General features: G+C 69.6%; 17 protein-coding genes. 9 read left to right on the forward strand and 8 right to left on the reverse strand.

Annotated features, from left to right (window positions below; all coding sequences use genetic code 11):
* Positions 1–123: 123 nt before the first annotated feature.
* Positions 124–762: a hypothetical protein gene (locus tag HUA78_RS34775; RefSeq protein ID WP_141641931.1), complete on the reverse strand. Its 639-nt coding sequence runs from the start codon at positions 760–762 to the stop codon at positions 124–126.
* Positions 763–818: 56 nt separating this feature from the next.
* Here HUA78_RS34775 and HUA78_RS34780 point away from each other — a divergent pair, with 56 nt between their 5' ends.
* Both HUA78_RS34780 and aat read left to right on the forward strand, forming a co-directional pair.
* Positions 819–1,661 carry an LEA type 2 family protein gene (locus HUA78_RS34780; RefSeq protein WP_174478145.1) on the forward strand — a complete coding sequence of 281 codons (843 nt, stop codon included), beginning with the start codon at positions 819–821 and terminating at the stop codon, positions 1,659–1,661.
* Positions 1,662–1,673: 12 nt separating this feature from the next.
* The gene (gene aat, locus HUA78_RS34785) at positions 1,674–2,372 is read left to right on the forward strand and encodes a leucyl/phenylalanyl-tRNA--protein transferase (protein WP_174478146.1); all 699 of its coding nucleotides are present in this window, start codon (positions 1,674–1,676) and stop codon (positions 2,370–2,372) included.
* A 2-nt stretch (positions 2,373–2,374) separates the two neighbouring features.
* Here the strand turns inward: aat and HUA78_RS34790 are convergent, their stop codons facing one another.
* Both HUA78_RS34790 and HUA78_RS34795 read right to left on the reverse strand, forming a co-directional pair.
* Positions 2,375–3,367, reverse strand: a complete 993-nt coding sequence (locus HUA78_RS34790; RefSeq protein ID WP_174478147.1) for a WD40 repeat domain-containing protein — start codon at positions 3,365–3,367, stop codon at positions 2,375–2,377.
* A gap of 58 nt (positions 3,368–3,425) precedes the next feature.
* Positions 3,426–4,433 carry a hypothetical protein gene (locus tag HUA78_RS34795; RefSeq protein WP_174454719.1) on the reverse strand — a complete coding sequence of 336 codons (1,008 nt, stop codon included), beginning with the start codon at positions 4,431–4,433 and terminating at the stop codon, positions 3,426–3,428.
* A gap of 243 nt (positions 4,434–4,676) precedes the next feature.
* On the opposite strand from HUA78_RS34795, the gene HUA78_RS34800 reads away from it, so the two are divergent.
* Positions 4,677–6,239, forward strand: a complete 1,563-nt coding sequence (locus tag HUA78_RS34800; protein ID WP_174478148.1) for an LVIVD repeat-containing protein — start codon at positions 4,677–4,679, stop codon at positions 6,237–6,239.
* On the opposite strand, the gene HUA78_RS34805 is transcribed toward HUA78_RS34800, so the two are convergent.
* Entirely contained in the window at positions 6,236–7,021 is a 786-nt protein-coding gene (locus HUA78_RS34805) for a pilus assembly protein N-terminal domain-containing protein (protein WP_174454717.1), read from the reverse strand. The two genes, HUA78_RS34800 and HUA78_RS34805, sit on opposite strands and share 4 nt — an antisense overlap.
* Positions 7,022–7,075: 54 nt before the next feature.
* Between HUA78_RS34805 and HUA78_RS34810 the strand changes: the two genes are divergently transcribed.
* Complete coding sequence (locus HUA78_RS34810) at positions 7,076–8,419, forward strand: hemolysin family protein (RefSeq protein WP_141641938.1); 1,344 nt, start codon at positions 7,076–7,078, stop codon at positions 8,417–8,419.
* A gap of 81 nt (positions 8,420–8,500) precedes the next feature.
* On the opposite strand, the gene HUA78_RS34815 is transcribed toward HUA78_RS34810, so the two are convergent.
* From HUA78_RS34815 to glgA, 3 genes are read right to left on the reverse strand one after another with little or no spacing between them, the layout of a single operon-like run.
* Positions 8,501–8,986, reverse strand: coding sequence for an LEA type 2 family protein (locus HUA78_RS34815; RefSeq protein ID WP_174478149.1), 486 nt, complete (start codon positions 8,984–8,986; stop codon positions 8,501–8,503).
* Positions 8,986–9,903, reverse strand: a complete 918-nt coding sequence (locus HUA78_RS34820) for a serine/threonine-protein kinase (protein ID WP_174462965.1) — start codon at positions 9,901–9,903, stop codon at positions 8,986–8,988. The genes HUA78_RS34815 and HUA78_RS34820 overlap by 1 nt, the downstream gene beginning before the upstream one ends.
* A 35-nt stretch (positions 9,904–9,938) precedes the next feature.
* Complete coding sequence (glgA, locus tag HUA78_RS34825) at positions 9,939–11,372, reverse strand: glycogen synthase GlgA (RefSeq protein WP_174478150.1); 1,434 nt, start codon at positions 11,370–11,372, stop codon at positions 9,939–9,941.
* A 77-nt stretch (positions 11,373–11,449) separates the two neighbouring features.
* Between glgA and pdxH the strand changes: the two genes are divergently transcribed.
* Entirely contained in the window at positions 11,450–12,034 is a 585-nt protein-coding gene (gene pdxH / locus HUA78_RS34830; RefSeq protein ID WP_174462967.1) for a pyridoxamine 5'-phosphate oxidase, read from the forward strand.
* Positions 12,035–12,056: 22 nt separating this feature from the next.
* Here the strand turns inward: pdxH and HUA78_RS34835 are convergent, their stop codons facing one another.
* The gene (locus tag HUA78_RS34835; RefSeq protein WP_254624066.1) at positions 12,057–12,755 is read right to left on the reverse strand and encodes an SDR family oxidoreductase; all 699 of its coding nucleotides are present in this window, start codon (positions 12,753–12,755) and stop codon (positions 12,057–12,059) included.
* A gap of 97 nt (positions 12,756–12,852) precedes the next feature.
* Between HUA78_RS34835 and hemG the strand changes: the two genes are divergently transcribed.
* From hemG to HUA78_RS34850, 4 genes are all read left to right on the forward strand, one after another.
* Complete coding sequence (gene hemG, locus HUA78_RS34840; protein WP_174478151.1) at positions 12,853–14,238, forward strand: protoporphyrinogen oxidase; 1,386 nt, start codon at positions 12,853–12,855, stop codon at positions 14,236–14,238.
* Positions 14,239–14,340: 102 nt separating this feature from the next.
* Positions 14,341–14,463 (forward strand): hypothetical protein, encoded by a 123-nt coding sequence (locus HUA78_RS47345; RefSeq protein ID WP_256433504.1) that lies wholly within the window; start codon positions 14,341–14,343, stop codon positions 14,461–14,463.
* A 31-nt stretch (positions 14,464–14,494) separates the two neighbouring features.
* Complete coding sequence (locus HUA78_RS34845) at positions 14,495–15,550, forward strand: sensor histidine kinase (RefSeq protein WP_174462969.1); 1,056 nt, start codon at positions 14,495–14,497, stop codon at positions 15,548–15,550.
* Complete coding sequence (locus HUA78_RS34850) at positions 15,547–16,317, forward strand: response regulator (protein WP_174454713.1); 771 nt, start codon at positions 15,547–15,549, stop codon at positions 16,315–16,317. Before HUA78_RS34845 ends, HUA78_RS34850 begins: the two co-directional genes overlap by 4 nt.
* Positions 16,318–16,355 lie beyond the last annotated feature (38 nt).

Consider the following 16,355-nt stretch of genomic DNA (forward strand, 5'->3'; position numbering starts at 1 on the left):
GCCCGCGTCCGCTGGCGCTTCACTATAGACAGCGCCCGCACCAAGCTCGGGCGAGCATACCCCCAGGCCCAAGCAGCAGTGGCCGCTGCGGCCTGAACCCTTCAAAACCTCTGTGCCGAGGTACTAGTGGACTTTGAGGCGGACGGCGGCTTCGCGAGGGACGCGGGGCTTGGGCGTCACCATGCGCGCGATGCCGTAGTACAACTGGTCCTCGGTGTAGACCTTGCGCACACGTCGGTGCGTCCCCGGGACATAGGCGGGACCTGGGCGCTCCAGCCACTGGAGCACGCGCACCTCGCCGGTGAGGGCCAGGGCGGACAGCAGCTCCGGAGGGCACAGCTTGAGGTAGCGGCGCACGAGCGGGCGCAGCTTCCGGGAGAAGTCCTTGCCGAGCACGGCGTGGCGCCGGCCCGAGTGCAGGGTGCCGTCGAAGCGGCGCGACAGGTGGAAGAGCTCGTGCAGCACCGTCTCCAGGCGGGCCTGGGCGGTGGAGCCCCTGAAGAAGAGGGGCCGCAGGGTGATGCAGTAGAGCATCCGCCGGCCGCGAATGCGGATGACGGGCTTGCGCCGACCCGTGCGGTCCGTGGACTTGCCGCCCCGGAAGCACAGGGGCTTCACGGTGCCACGGGAAGCGCGGCGCGCCTCACCGGCCACCACCAGGATGCGGCCCGCCTTCACGTGGGCGAACTCCGGCAGCTTCGTCGCGATGTCCCGGATGAGGGAGCGAACCGTCTTGTTGAAGTTGGGGCGGCGTCGGACCACGAGTGGTGGACAGTCTAGCGGAAAAGCCCTTGGGGGCGGCTTCCGGGGTGCACACAATGTCTAACGTGATGCGCTCGACTTCGCCCGTCGTCCAGCTTGCCGCACTGCTCCTGGTGGGTCTGGGGTGTGCCTCGTCCTCCACCCGGCCGGCTGGTTCCGCCACCCTCACCGCACAGGACACGTCCGTCGTGTCGCAGGGCCTGACAGAGGCCACCCTGCGCTACAGCGCCCAGGTGTCCAGCGCCGCGCCCGGCGTGGTGGAGCGCGCCGACTACGAGCTGGTCTCCGAGGGGAAGGTGCTGAAGAAGGGCACGATGAAGCTGGAGACACGGCTTGCGCCGGGCGCTCCGGGCGACGTGTCCTTCGAGGAGCGCGCGGCCTACGTGCAGAGCGCGGAAGACCTGGCGCGGCTGAGCGCCCAGGGTGGCACGGTGCTCCTGGCGCTCAGGGGTGTGCTGGTGGTGCGCTCGGGTGACTCCGAGCAGCAGGTGCCCTTCGCCGCGAGTCGCGCGGTGCGCGTGCCCCGACTGCCCACCATCGTCGTGGAGGAGCTGGATGGGGCGCGCTATTCCGCCGAGGAGGTGCAGCTCAACCTCCGGCTGGGTATCCAGAACCCCAATCCCTTCCCGCTGAAGCTCAGCGGGCTGACGTGGCAGATGGCGGTGGCGGGCAAGGCGCTGGACAGTGGAACGCTGGCCCAGTCGGACAGCGTGGATGCGTCCGCCACGGGGGTGTATCCGGTGGAGGTAGCGGTGACGAAGGACTCGTGGGGGCCGGAGGTGAAGGCCCTCATCTCCCGGGGCGTCTTGCCCTATGGGGTGACGGGGGAGCTGACCGGTCCACTGATGCGGGTGCCGTATTCACTCTCGGGCGAGGTGAAGCTGAACGTGTCCCGGTAGAGTGGGCGGTGCGTGCCCATCTATCTGTTGAGTGACGAGCACCCGGAGCTGTTCCCGCCTCCGGAGCGCGCTGACAAGAGCGGAGTGCTCGCCGTGGGCGGAGACCTGAGCCCGGAGCGGCTCCTGGCCGCGTACTCGCGCGGCATCTTCCCCTGGTTCAGTGCAGGGGACCCCATCCTCTGGCACTCGCCAGACCCGCGCTTCGTGCTGACGCCGGACTCGCTTCACGTGGGCCGCAGCCTGCGCAAGACGATGGCGCGGGGTGAGTACGAGGTGCGCTACGACACGGCCTTCGCGCGCGTCATCACCGAGTGTGGTCGCGTGACACGTCCCGGGCAGAACGGGACGTGGATTACGGACGAGATGCTGGGGGCGTATGTCGAACTGCACGAGCGGGGCTTCGCGCACTCGGTGGAGGCGTGGCAGGACGGCGAATTGAAGGGCGGGCTGTACGGCGTGTCGCTGGGCGCGGCGTTCTTCGGTGAGAGCATGTTCGCGCTGGCGCCGGATGCGTCGAAGGTGGCCTTCGTGTCGTCGGTGGAGCGATTCAAGGACTGGGGCTTCCAGCTCGTGGACTGCCAGGTGGAGACCGAACACCTGGCGAGGTTCGGTGCGGAGTCATGGCCACGAAAGCGCTTCCTCGCCGCGCTCCACAAGGCCCTGCGCGAGCCGACGCGGCAGGGGAAATGGACCGAAGCCCCCGAGCAGTGACCTCAGTCAGTCACCGCCCAAAGGTCCACGGTGCCATCACCCCGCCCCCAGGCCACGAGCCGGCCATCGGGCGAGAAGAGCGCATCGCTCGTCTGCATGTCGTCGCCGTCGCTGGCGCGGAACAACACCTCGCCCGTATCGAAGCGATGGACACCGAAGCCTCGACCGTCACGTGAGGCCGCGAGCAGGTCACCCTGGGGATTGAAGTTGAGGTTGCACGCATAGCCGCTGAAGCCATGAAGCGTCCTCACCAGTCGACGCTCGCCCACGTGCACCACGGCAACATCTTCCGTGTTGCCACCCACGACGAGAAGGGACTCCGTCGGATGGAAAGCGAGGCTCCACGTCGTCGGCGCCTCGATGGACAGTGCCACCGGGCGCGCCCCGTCGGCGATGTCCCAGAGCCAGAGGTTCTCCTTCCGCTCGTCATCCGGAGTGACGGTCGCCGCCGCGAAGCGCCCATCCGGAGACAGCGCGCACGCCGTCAGGGACACGCCCGTGTCCAGCGGTGCGAGTTCGCAGTGGGGACGCCAGGACTTCACGTCCCAAATCAGGGGCGCATCGCCATCCAACGGAATCAACAGCGCCCGCTCCCCGCCCGGAGACATGGCGAACAGGGTCACCGCATGAGCCAAATGGTGCTCACGCATCAGCGACCCATCCTTCGTGGAGAGGAGCACCAACCTCGGGCGCCAAAGCCCCGAGGGCGAGCGGTTCGCGGGAGCGACGGCCAGGACGCGCTCGGCGTCGAGAAACATCGCCGCGTTCCCTTCGAGCCGCTGCTCGTGGGCATGCAGCGGCCCCTCCGACGGCGCCCTCACGTCCCACCACCGAAGCAGTGCTCCCCTGTTGCTCAACGCGAGGAGCGCGGTGCCGTTCGGCTCGAAAGCGAGCTTCTGGCCCGAGGAGTAGGACGGAAGCCCGGGGCCGAGTTGCCCCACCTGCTTCAACCGCGAGGCGTTGGCCGGAGTGATGACCTGGAAGCGAGAGTCCATGATGGCGCTGACCGAAGGCGGCGCCATCACGGCCTGACAGGTTCCGCGAAAATCGAGGTCAGCGCTTCACCTTGCACGGAGACAGGGTGCGCTTGGTGAGGATGAGGTCCTCTTCCGTCGGACTCCCATAACGCACGGCTTTCGGCGCGGCCTTCGGCTTGGCGGCCTCGTGCATATAGAGCGAGCCCAGGTCTCGACTGAGCACGAACCTCAGCCCCGCGCTGTCGTGCAGGCCGCCGAAGAACTGCGTGCCCCCGTTGCGCAACAGCGCCGGGGTGAGTGCCCCTGGAGGACGGTAGAGCAGCAGCGAGAGGTCCTCGGTAGGCCAGTCGCACGGGTCCTTCTTCCCCTTGCGCTCCATCCACGACACCGTGAAGTCGCCCACCGTGGTGCTGTCATCCCAACTCGCGCCGATGCGTTCCCACAGTCGCATGCACTCCGGCGACTCACAGTCGCGCACGGGGATGAACTCCAACACATCCGGCGGCAGGCCTTCCCCATCCTTGCCCGTCTCGCGCTCGGTGGGCCTTCGCAGCTTGCACCCCGTGGGCTCATCCTTCTGCCGCAACGCCACCGGCGTGCCGGACAGACGCCCGGGTGGCAGCACGTCGCAGTCCACTTCAATCTCCGCCATGAGGAACGTCTTGCGGTCCACGTCCGTCGCCCCCATCCGCGCCGCCCACCAACTGACGGGCACCGCGCGACAGGCCGCCGTGTCCGCCTTGCCGAACACCCACAGCGGGATGGTCGGGTCCGGCGCGCCGAGCCGCCGCACCTCCTCCTCCGGCACCCGCTTCACCCCCGAGCGCTCCCGCTCGCGGCCCTTGAAGAAGGTGTCCTTCGATTCGGGGATGATGGCCTGGTGCACCAGCCAACCCGAACCCTCCATGCCCACCTGCGCGCGCGGCGTGAAGGGCACCAGGTCCGGGCGCTTCGGACAGCCCCGCTCCGGCTCGGTGGGCGCGGTGAGCACCACCTCGCCATCGTCGAACTGGGCGCTCGCCCCCAGCGGCGCGAGCAGCGTCAGGCTCAGCACCAGTGAAGTCGACCGCATCTTGAATCGCATCGGCTCCTCCAGAAGACCCCGGCGCCGTGACGCACGAACCCGCCATGCCCGGGCCGGAAACACGCGCCGTCATACCTCATGCCGGCCTCTTCACGGCGCACCCTGAAACGTCCCCGGCGTCGACCCTTCCCACGCGGATACCTGCCGCATGCGGACGCGACAGGCGAAGCGCCGGCCGTCGCGATATGAATACCTCCGCGTCCCTCCGACGCGGACACACCCCACTCCTTCAGGATGAGCTCCATGCGTGCCCTGTTGACGCTGGCCGCGGTGACCCTGGCCCTGACGGCCTGCAGCAACGACAAGCAGACACCGATGCCCGGCCCCCCGTCGGGCGGCTCGGACGAGGGCGACTGGAAGGACATGGGCGCCTTCGCCGCATGCAAGGTGGACACAGCCTCCAATGCCTGCGGAAGCCAGGGCAGCTTCGATGCGAGCGGCTGCACTCCTGGAGGGCTCGCGACGCTGGAGCTGGACGGCGTCTATACCCTTCACGTCCGCGCGAGGAATCCTCGCTACGGAAACACCTACAGCTTCGCGCCCCTGTCCATGAGGTTGGCCTCCACCGGCACCCAGTCCGCGGGTGGACTGAACCTGGACACGCGACTGGTGGGTGTGGCTGGCGGCAACATCTTCCTCTCCGCCTCGCGCACGGAAGGCACGAACGGTGTCCGTCGCCGCTCGTTCCTGGGCTGCCAGTCTCCAGAGCCCGGACGGCTGCAGGGTTGCTTCGTGGAATGCCTCAACGGACGGGTGGAGGGCGAGGGAACCTTCGACGCGAAGAAGGTCACCGTCCCCACGGACGAACCGGAGGCCTCCGGTCTGGAACGCGTGTCCGAGACGCCTGTGACACCGGGACTGCCCGTCGACGTGTACGTCACCCATGGGCACGCCTACGTCGTCTCGCTCGGCGGAGGGCTCTTCGTCTACGACGTGAGGGACCCGGCGCGCCCCGTGCTGACCGAGCACATCCAGCGCACCAATGACACGTACTGGAACGGCGTCTGGTCCCACGGCGATGCGCTCTATGTCGCCAGCGGCGTGCGCGGGGTCATCGTCTTCGACCTGACCGACCCCGCCCATCCCGTGGAGGCGTTCGCGACGGGCGGAACGCGCACCAACGTGCACACCGTGTTCGTGTACGAGAACACGCTGCTCGCCGCCTCGCCCGCGCCCACCGGAGAGGTGCTTGTCTACGACGTCACCACCCCCCTGTCTCCACGGCTGACGGGCGCCTTCCAGGCCGCGGGCTTCGACGCCGCGAGTTCCTACGGGCCGCACGACATGTTCGCCTTCGAGGGGAGGCTCTACGTCAACTTCTGGCGCGCCGGCTATGTCATCGGCGCGCTGGAGCAGAGCGGGACGCCCCGGCAGCTCGGCTCCTACCGTTACGCGCACTCCACCAGCCACGCGAGCGCCGTCGCGCGCTACGGCGAGCGCATCATCGCCTTCGAGGGCGGCGAGGACTGGGGCGCGCATCTGCGCGTGCTCGACGTCACGGACCCGGCCTCCGTGAAGCTCCTCGGCGAGCACCGGATGCGGGAGCACATCTCCATCCACAACATGGTGCTGTCCGGCACGAAGCTCTACGTCGCCTGGTACCACGAGGGTGTGCGCGTATTGGATGTGTCCACTCCGGAGGCTCCGCGTGAGGTGGCCCACTACCGCACCTTCCGGCCGGACGACGCGGGGCGGGGCGAGAGCTTCTACGACGGCGCCCTCGGCATCCGCGTGCCGGGCGACGGCTACATCTACACGGTGGACTCGTCGCGCGGGCTCATCATCCTGCGAGAGACAGCGCCCTAGCCTCCGCGCTTCTTGCGCGGCGGCTTCTTCGGAGGCGGAGAGAGAATCTCCACCTCCACCGGCGGCTCCACCTGGACAGCGGGGCCAGCGTCCGGCACCGCCGCGGCCGGCTCCGGCGCCTTCAACTCCACCCGGTCCTCCAGTGGCACGCGGCCCACCGAGCGGCGGAACAGCTCCCACAGCGCCCGGTGCCAGTCCTCACGGCTCGCGGTGCCCGTCACCACCAGGCCCGCGCCGCTGTAGTTCGCCGTCAGGCCCAGCGGCTGGAGCGCGGCGACCACCGAGGACAGCTGCTCCTGAAGCGCCGGCACCTCGAAGGTCAGCTCCAGCTCGCGAGCCACATACGCGTCCGTGCGCAGCATCTCCAGCAGCGCCGCGCGGCATGAGGCGTCCTTCACCGTGGCCGTGAGCGAGCGCTCCGCGCCTTGCGTGGCCTTCAGGTCCGGACAGGCCTTGCGCGCGGAGGCCAGCTTGGACGAGACGTCCTCCGGAGGCGGATTTCCCACCGTGAGGCGCCACACCGCGAAGCGCCCCTCCGCGAACAGCAAGAGGAGCGTGCGCCCCTCCTTCTGACCGGTGAGCAACAGTTCGTTGGTGCCCGGGAGCACCTCGGCGGTGGCGACGGAGGCGTCCTCCACCTCCACCCAGTCCACGGCCGCCAGCTTCTGGAAGCGCTCCTTGCCCGCCTCCAGGGGTAGGACCATGTCCACCGGCCACGCGCCAGCCACGGCGGGGACGAGAAGGGCCAGGAGTGCGCCAAGGAAATACATGCGAGCGGGCATGAGGGCTCCGGCGGGGTGGAACGGACCCTTAGCACGGGATAAGAACGGGCCTCTATGCCTACCTGGGCCCTCTGGGTCGCCTGCCTGGCGCTGTGCTTCGTCAGGTCTTTGGTCGCCGCGGCGGAGTCCGCGCTTTACGGAACCTCCGACCTGCGCGCCCAGGAGTTGGCGGAACAGCACAAAGGCGCGTCGAGCCGACGCGTCCTCCGCCACAAGACGGAGCGCGAGGCCACCGCCACCGCGCTGCGGCTGGGCACGTTGCTGAGCGGCTTCCTCGCCGCCGCCATTGGCGCCTTCGTCCCGCCGCGCATGCTGGACTTGACGCGTTACGGCGAGGCCGCCTGGTTGCCGGTGGCCACGGTCGCCGCGGGCGCGCTCTTCGTCGGTGTGCTGGCAAGCCTCATGGAAGTCACCATGCGCGGGCTGGCCAATGCCAACCCGGAGCGTTGGGCGCTGCGGCTGTCCGGCGTCGTGTCGCTGCTGGTGGCGGTGCTGTATCCGCCGATGCGCTTCGTCTTGGGGGTGCTCAACCTGGTGGCCCGCACGTTCGGCCGCACGCTGCGCTTCGAGCCCCCTCCCCCGCCGCTGGAGGAGCTGGAGAAGCTCCTGGCCGCGCAGGCGGCGAAGAACGAGGTCGACAAGAGCGCCCCGCAGCTCATCCGCTCCATCTTCGAGCTGTCCGACAAGCGCTGCCGCGACGTCATGGTGCCGCGCACGGAAGTCGTCACGGTGGACAGCACCATCTCCTCCGAGGACCTGCTGCGGCTGCTCGCCGAGGAGAACCACTCGCGCATCCCCGTGTACCGGGACGACGTGGACCACATCATCGGCGTGCTGCACGCGCGCGACATCATCCCGCTGCTCCAGCACCCGGAGCTCATCGTCCTGCAGGACATCATCCGCCCCGCGCACTTCGTGCCGTGGATGAAGCCCATCGGCGACCTGCTGCGGGACATGCAGAAGCGCAAGATTCACATGGCCATCGTCGTCGACGAGTACGGCGGCTTCATGGGCATCGTGACGCTGGAGGACATCCTGCGCGAAATCGTCGGCGACATCGGCGACGAGTTCGAGGTGGAGGAGAAGCTGGTCGAGAAGATGGCGGACGGCAGCTTCATGGTGGACGCCGCGATGGAGGTGGACCGCTTCACGCAGGCGTTCGGCTTCCCCCTGCCCGAGGGCGACTTCGACACGCTGGGCGGCTACCTGTCGTCACTGGCCGGGCATCTGCCCGACGTGGGCGAGCGCTTCACCTACAACGGCTGGCAGTTCGTCGTCGCCAACAAGGAAGGCGCCCGCATCGACCGCGTGCGCATGTCCCGACTCAAGAGCAGCACGCCCGGCAAGGAGCCCCGCGCCAAGGAGACTCGCGCGGAGTCCCCGGCCGCCAAGTCCTGAGCGGCACGGCGCAAGCACCTCAGTCGCTCGCGCCCTCGAGCGGCGGCACATGCCACCGCCGCGGCGAACCCGTCGCGTGATTCAGTCGCTCGCGCCCTCGAGCGGCGGCACATGCGTCAGCTTCTGCGAGCCCTGCACCCGGAAGGGCGCGCGCCGCTCGGTGCGCCCGAAGCGCAGCACCACACCACCGCGCACGCGCACCGGAACCGGCGCTTCTCCCGTGACGGCGATGACGCGCTCAGCGGCCAGCGGGAAGAGCACGCGCAGCGGAGCCTCCCGATCGGGAGGCAGCGCCGCGTCCACGTGCTGCTGCCCCGAGGCCACCCGCCGTCCGTCCACCCACAGCTCGAAGTCCACCGACGTGAGGGTGGCCGCGTCCGAAGAGGGGTTCTTCACCTGGAGCCCCACGTCGAGCACCCCCGAGCCGTCCGCATGGAAGTCCACGCTCAGCGACTCGACCCGCACCGCGTCGTCATACGCGCGCGGCTGGAAGGGCACCGAGCCCAGGCACCCCGAAGACAGGAGGGCGCCCGCCAGCAGCGCCAGCAGCTCGCGACGCTCTCGCATCAGCCGCCCAGCAGGGGCTGGAGCGCCTCCACCGTGAGGGGCCAGCCCGCGCGGCGGGACAGCGCCTCCAGCGCCTTGATGAACTCCGCCGCCGACTGGAAGCGCCGCACCCGGTCCGCGAAGAGCGCCTTGCGCACCACCTGCACCGCGTAGTCCGGCAGGTCCGACGTCACCGACGACAAGAGCGGCACCCGCGCGTCGCGCACCTGGTGCATCAGGTCCGACTCGTTCTCCCCGGAGTGCAGCCGCCGGCTGGCGAACAGCTCCCACAGGATGACGCCCACCGCGTACAGGTCCGTGCGCGCATCCACCACCTGCCCCAGCACCTGCTCGGGACTCATGTACGGCAGCGTGCCGCGCAGCGCACCCGAGTCACCGCGCATCATCCCCTCGACCTCCGCCACGCCGAAGTCCGTCACCTTCACGTCGCCGTTGATGCCCAACAGCACGTTGGCCGGATTCACGTCGCGGTGGACGATGGTGGCGCCGTTCTCCCCCACCTTCGCCCGGTGGATGTAGTCGAGCGCCTTGAGCATGCACCAGGCGATGTAGCAGGCGGACTCGGGCGGCATCGCCGCGCCGGCCTTGAGCAACAGCTCCTGCATGTAGCCGAGCGTCCGGCCACTCACGAGCTCCTGCACCATGAGGTAGTCCGGCCCCGCCTTGAACAGGCGGAACGTCCGGACGATGTGCGCGTGCCGCAAGCGCACCGTCAGCTTCGCCTCGTCGACGAAGGCCTTCACATAGGCCGTGTCGTTGCGAAACGACGGATGCAGTCGCTTGATGACGACTTCGTCCGGCTCGCCCGGCGAGCGCTGCGTCGTGGACCGGGCTTTCGCCTGGTACACCTCCGCCATGCCGCCGACAGCCAACCGGCCGACTACCTCATAACCACCCAGGTCCGGAGCTTCCGCCACGGCACAAGCCTACTGCGATTTTCCGTCCGCACCCATTATTCAGCAACGAGGGCTGAATACAGCGCCTCGTACCGGGTGGCGGACGCATCCCAGGAAAAGTCCTTCTCCATGCCTCGACGCCGGAAATCCCCGAGCCGGAGCGGGTCCGCGTAGAGGGAGAGGGCCCGGCGGAAGGCGGCCAGGAGGGCGGCCCGGTGGAAGGCCTCGAAGAGGATTCCGTTGCCGTCCAGCCCCCCCTCCACGGTGTCCACCAGCCCTCCGGTGGCCCGGACGATGGGCACCGTCCCGTAGCGCAGGGAGTACATCTGATTCAGGCCGCACGGCTCATACCGGCTGGGCATCAGGAAGAAGTCCGCCCCGGCCTCCACCAGATGTGACAGCGCCGGGTCGAAGCCCAGGTGCACGGACACCTGCTTCGGGTAACGCTCTTGCAACGCGCGCATCCCCTCTTCCAGGGGACCCTCGCCACTGCCCACGCCCACGAAGCGGATGTCCGCCTGGAGCGCGGTGGGCAGCGCGTCCAAGAGCAGGTCCATGCCCTTCTGCCACGCCAGCCGGCTGACGATGGCGAACACCGGCGCGTCCCCCTCCGGCAACCCGAAGCGCCTGAGCAGCTCGCGCTTGCACGCCGCCTTGCCCGCGAGTTCCCGAGGGCCGAAGCGCTCCGGGAGGAACGGGTCCGTGGCCGGGTTCCACTCGTGCGTGTCCACCCCGTTGAGGATGCCGTGCAGCCGATGGGAGCGGCGGCGAAGCAGGCCGTCCAGCCCGTAGCCCTGCTCGGGCGTCTGGATTTCACGCGCGTACGTGGGGGACACCGTGGTGAGCGCGTCGGCGAAGACGAGGCCGCCCTTGAGCAGGTTGACGGTGTCGTAGAACTCAAGCCCCCCCTCGGAGGTGAACAGGTCCCACGGCAACCCGAGGTCCGCCATCACGCCCTTGGGGAACTGGCCCTGGTACGCGAGGTTGTGGATGGTGAACACGCTCCTGGCGGAGGCCAGCGCGGTGGCCTGGAAGCCGCGCCGCAGCGCCAGCGGGACGAGCCCCGTCTGCCAGTCGTTGGCGTGGATGATGTCCGGCACGAAACCCAACCGCTGGGCGGCCTGGAGCGCGCCCACGGACAGGTAGGCGAAGCGCCGGGCGTTGTCGCCGAACTCGCCCCACGCATCGCCGTACAGGCCGTGGCGGTTGCCGAAGAAGAACTCGTTCTCCAGGAAGAGGACCTCCAGCCGCTCCGACATCCGAGCGGAGAGGATGGGGCCGCCCTGCTCTCCGAAGGGGAAGCGAAGCTGGAGCGACTGGCCCGTGGGAGACAGGCGCGCGGCGTCCCGCAAATCCCGGTAGCGCGGGGTGACGACCTTGACGTCATGGCCCAGCGACGCGAGCGCGACGGGCAGCGCGCCGGCCACGTCCCCCAGCCCTCCCGTCTTGGAGAAGGGCGCCACCTCCGAGGAGATGAAGAGAATCTTCATGTGGCAACCATGACGGTTGCACGGGATGAGTCAACCGCGAACGTGCGCGCCCTTTCCCCGTCCCTTATGTTGCGCCCGTGCTGATACCTCCCGACCCCATCCAGCGATTCTCGGACCTGTTCGAGCGCGCCAAACAGGCCATTCCGGTGGACCCCAACGCGGTGGTGGTGGCCACCGTGGGCGCCGACGGTCGCCCCAGCGCGCGCGTGGTGTTGCTCAAGGACTTCGACTCGCGCGGCTTCGTGTTCTTCACCAACCACGAGAGCCGCAAGGGTCGCGAGCTGCTCGCCCATCCCTTCGCCGCGCTGTGCTTCTACTGGCAGCCGCTGGAGGAGCAGGTCCGCGTGGAGGGCCGCGTGGAGATTGTCTCCGACGAGGAGGCGGATGCGTACTTCAAGAGCCGCGCGCGCGGCAGCCAGGTGGGCGCGTGGGCCAGCCTCCAGAGCCAGCGGCTTGGCTCGCGCGACGAGTTGGAGACGCGCGTGGAGGACGTGGAGAAGCGCTACGCCGGAGCCGAGGTGCCCCGGCCTCCGCACTGGTCCGGCTTCCGCGTGGTGCCGGACCGCATCGAGTTCTGGCACTCGCGCCAAAGTCGCCTGCACGACCGACACGTCTACCTGCGCGAGCCGGATGGCTGGCACGCGCAGATGCTCTATCCGTGACGCGTCCGGCGTCCCGCGTCGGTTACCAGGGCACCTCTTCGCCCTGGTAGTCGAAGAAGCGGCCGCTGTGCTCGGCGCGCAGCCCGTCGATGATGTTCAGCATGCCGCGCACGGATTCGCCCGGGGGCAGCGGCGCGTCCGGGCCGCCCATGTCCGTCTTTACCCAGCCGGGATGCAGCAACACGGAGACGATGCCCTGGCCACGCAAGTCATTGGACAGGTTGCGCACGCCCATGTTCAGCGCGACCTTGGACATCCGATAGGCATACGCGCCGCCCTCGCTGTTCCCCGCGAGCGAGCCCATGCGAGACGTGACGTGCGCCACCTTGCGCGCGACACCACGCAGCAGTGCGGGCAACAACGCGCTGGTGACACGCAAGGGCCCCAGCGCGTTGACGGCGAACGTGCGCACCACGTCCGCGTAGTCCACGTCCGTCAAGGCGCACCACAGCCCCGGGACTCCCGCGTTGTTGATGAGCACATCCACCGGCTCGGCGCACACCGCCGAGGCGAAAGTCCTGACGCTGCGCTCCTCGGCCACGTCGAGCGGATGAAGACGCAGGCGCCCCGCACTGCCCCGTTTCAAGGGCTCCAGTCGCTGAAGTCCCTCCTCGGTGCGCACCCCGGCGTCGACGATGTCGCCGCGCTCGAGGAGCTGGTGGACAAACTCGAAACCAATGCCCCTGCTCGCTCCGGTGATGACGTAGCGCATACCCTTCATTAACGCGCCGAATGGTTGTCCTTGGCAAAACACGAGATGTTGTCGAGCACCGAGTGCACGCTGGTCACCGGAAAATTTGATTCAGGAGGGACAACCGATGACTGTCGCCGTCGTAGGAGGTGGGATTTCAGGTCTGGTCGTCGCCTGGCGATTGCGCTCACGCGGTAGGGCTGCCGTTCTCCTGGAGACATCCTCCCGGCTCGGCGGGGCAGTGGGTACCCGACAGCACCAGGGCTTCCTCCTCGAAACAGGCCCCAACAGCTTCCTGGACCGCGAGCCCGCCACGCGAGAGCTGGCATTCGCGCTGAAACTGGAAGACAGGATTCGCGCCGCGGACCCGGCGGCGAAGCGACGGTATGTCTACACCCGAGGCCGGCTGCGCTCGGTGCCCGCGTCTCCGCCCGCGTTCCTTGGCTCGGACATCCTGCCGCTGGGCGCGAAGCTGCGCGTGATGGGGGAGCTGTTCAGTGGACGGGCGGCGGTGGGCGCCGATGAATCGCTGGCGGACTTCGGCAGGCGGCACCTGGGGCACACCGCGACGCGGGTGCTGCTGGACGCGGTGCAGACGGGCATCTTCGCCGGAGACGTGGAGCGGCTGAGCGTGGGCGCCACGTTTCCGCAGCTCGTGAAGCTGGAGCATGAGCACCGCAGTCTCATCCTGGGCGCCATCCGAGCGCAGCGCGCCCAGCGCAAGGCCCTGCCCGCGGGCGGGACTCCGGCGCCGAAATTGAGCGGCGCGCTGAGCACCTTCGAGGGCGGGTTGGGGACACTCATCGACACGCTGGCCACCTCGCTGGGAGACGCTGTGCGCGTGGGCGCCACGGTGGAGGGCCTGACGCGCGTGGACGGCGGCTGGCGGCTGGCGGTGAGCGAGCAGGGACGGCGCGCGGAGCTGGACGCGAGCGAAGTCGTGCTGGCGGCGCCCGCATACGTGACGCAGGGGCTGCTGCATCCCCTGGACGCGGAGCTGGCGGCGCGCGTGGGCGGCATCGAGTACGCGCCCATCGCCGTGGTGCACCTGGGCTTCGACGCGGGGACGACGCCCGCACCGGACGGCTTCGGCTTCCTCGTCCCTCCCGCCGAGGGACGTCGCTTGCTGGGCTCCATCCACGCCTCCACCGTGTTCCCCTTCCGCGTGGAGGCGGGCCGCGTGCTGTACACCTGCATGGTGGGCGGCGCGAAGCGGCCGGACCTGGTGGGGCTGGACGAGCCCGCGCTGGTGGCCCTGGCGCGCGAGGAGCTCAAGGCGCTCGCGGGTGTCACGGCGACGCCGTCGCTCACGCAGGTCTACCGCTGGCCTCGGGGCATCCCCCAGTACACGGTGGGACACCTGGAGCGGATGGCGGCCGTGGACCAGGGGCTTGGCCGCTGGCCCGGGCTCCACCTGGCGGGCAACGCCTACAAGGGCGTGGGGCTCAACGACTGCATCCGCAACGGGCTCCAGCTCGCGGACGCGTTGCTCGCGGCGAGCCCCCGGGGATGACCGTTCGGCCCCGGGTGGCGACCGTCCAGCCCGGGGCCGTCATCGCGAAGCGGGCGCCACGTCAGACTGGGCGTGCATGCTGCCAAGACTCAGGAGCCCGCAATGCTCACCTTGCCCACCCCCCTCCTCGTCTTCGCGGCCATCCTCCTCTTCCCCGTCGTCCTCGTCGGCAGCATCCTCGTCGACGCCTTCGAGCTGGAGGTGGAGGAGCAGCCCGCGCGGTGATGACTCCGAGGGTGTAGGCTCCCTCCGGAGCATGTCGGAGAAGCCAGAAGGGTCCATCGTCCGCGCCACGCTGCGGGCCCTCGCGGAGCCCCGCAGGCTCGTGCCCATCCTCCTGGTGTCCGCGCCCCTGGTCGCCGCGCAGACGCGCTTCAGCCACGAAGCGCTCGCGCCCCACCTGGGCGTGCTGATGTGCCTGCTCTTCGTGGCCGTGGCCCCCGTCTCCTACCGCGTCCTCTTTCCCGGAGGGCTCGACTTGAGCCACGGCGGCGTGCGCGTGTTGATGTACGGCACGGTGGGAAGTGGCGTGGTGCTCACCTCCGGCTTCGTGTTGCCGAAGCTGCTGGGCATGGGGCCCACGTTCCTGACGCAGCCCACCAACCTCATCGTGTGCAACGCGCTGTTCCTCGTGGGCGGCTGGGGCCTGGGGCGGGACATCGGCTTCGAGGAGACGCTGGCGAAGGAGCGCGCCCGCGCGGCCCGCTTCGCGCTGGAAGCGGAGCAGGCGCAACTGCTCGCGCTGCGCAGCCACCTGGACCCGCACTTCCTCTTCAACACGCTCAACGCCATCGCGGAGTGGTGCCGCGAGGACGGCGCCGTGGCGGAGGCCGCCGTGCTGCGGCTGTCCACCATGCTGCGCTCGGTGCTCGCCGGCGTGCGCAAGGCCACCTGGCCGCTGTCGGAGGAGCTGGCGCTGATGCGCACCCTCTTCGACCTGCACCTGTTGAGAGACCCGGAGCTGTTCCAGCTCGCGTTGGACGTCGCGCCGGGCGCGGAGGACGTGCCCGTGCCACCGCTCGTGCTGCTGCCCCTGGCGGAGAACGCGGTGAAACACGGCCCGGCCGCCGGACACCGGGGGCGCCTGTCGCTGGGCGTGCGCGTGCGCGAGCGTGAAGTCGAGGTCGCGATAGAGAACCCCGGAGCGTCCAAGGGCCCGCGAGAAGGCAGCGCGGGATTGCCCACCGTGGAGCGGCGCCTCGCGCTGGCCTATGGCGACCGGGCGCACCTGGCCCTGAGTAGCGAAGCGGGCCGCACCCGCGTCACCGTCACCCTGCCCCGCTCGGGCCCCTTGCATGGAGTCGTCACGTGAGCCGACCGCTGCGAGTCCTCATCGCCGATGACGAGCTGCTCGCCCGCAAGCGGCTGTCGCGCCTGCTGGGCGCCCTGCCCGACGTGGAGGTGTGCGGCGAGGCCGCGGATGGGGAGGCCGTGCTCGCCGCGGTGCGCGCGGGCGGCGTGGACGTGGTGCTGCTGGACATCCACATGCCCGGCCTCAGTGGCCTGGACGCGCTGGCCCTGCTCCCCGAGGGACGCCCGCGCGTCATCCTCTGCACCGCGCACGCCGAGCACGCCGTGGAGGCCTTCGAGCACGGCGCCGCGGACTACGTGCTCAAGCCCGTGGAGCCCGCGCGACTGCAGAAGGCGCTGGAGCGCACGCGGGCGCGAATCGAGGCCGACGCCCGCCCGCGTGACACCCCGGCTCCGGAGAAGTCCGCGCCCCGAGCGCTGGCGCGGCTGCCCATCCCCACGCGCCAGGGCATCGTCCTGGTGGACCCGGAGACGATTTCCCACGCGTCGCTCGATGACGAGCTGGTGACGGTGTTCACCACGCAGGGCGAGTTCCTCACCGACTTCACCCTCAACGAGCTGGCGGAGAAGCTGCCGGAGGAGCTCTTCCACCGCGTCCACCGCAGGGCGCTGCTCAACCTGCGTCACGTCGCGCGACTGGAGCCCCTGGAGACGGGAGGCTACCTGGCACGAACGGCGCGGGGACACGCGGTGGAGATCAGCCGTCAATCCGCGCGGGAGCTGCGGCGGATGCTGGGATTGCGCCGAGGCGCCGAGGACGAAGGCTGAAGTCCTTCGCGAGGTTTGCCGCGGCGAGAGAGGGCCTC

Source organism: Myxococcus sp. CA033 (assembly GCF_013336625.1).
In the GTDB taxonomy this organism is placed as follows: Bacteria; Myxococcota; Myxococcia; order Myxococcales; family Myxococcaceae; genus Myxococcus; species Myxococcus llanfairpwllgwyngyllgogerychwyrndrobwllllantysiliogogogochensis.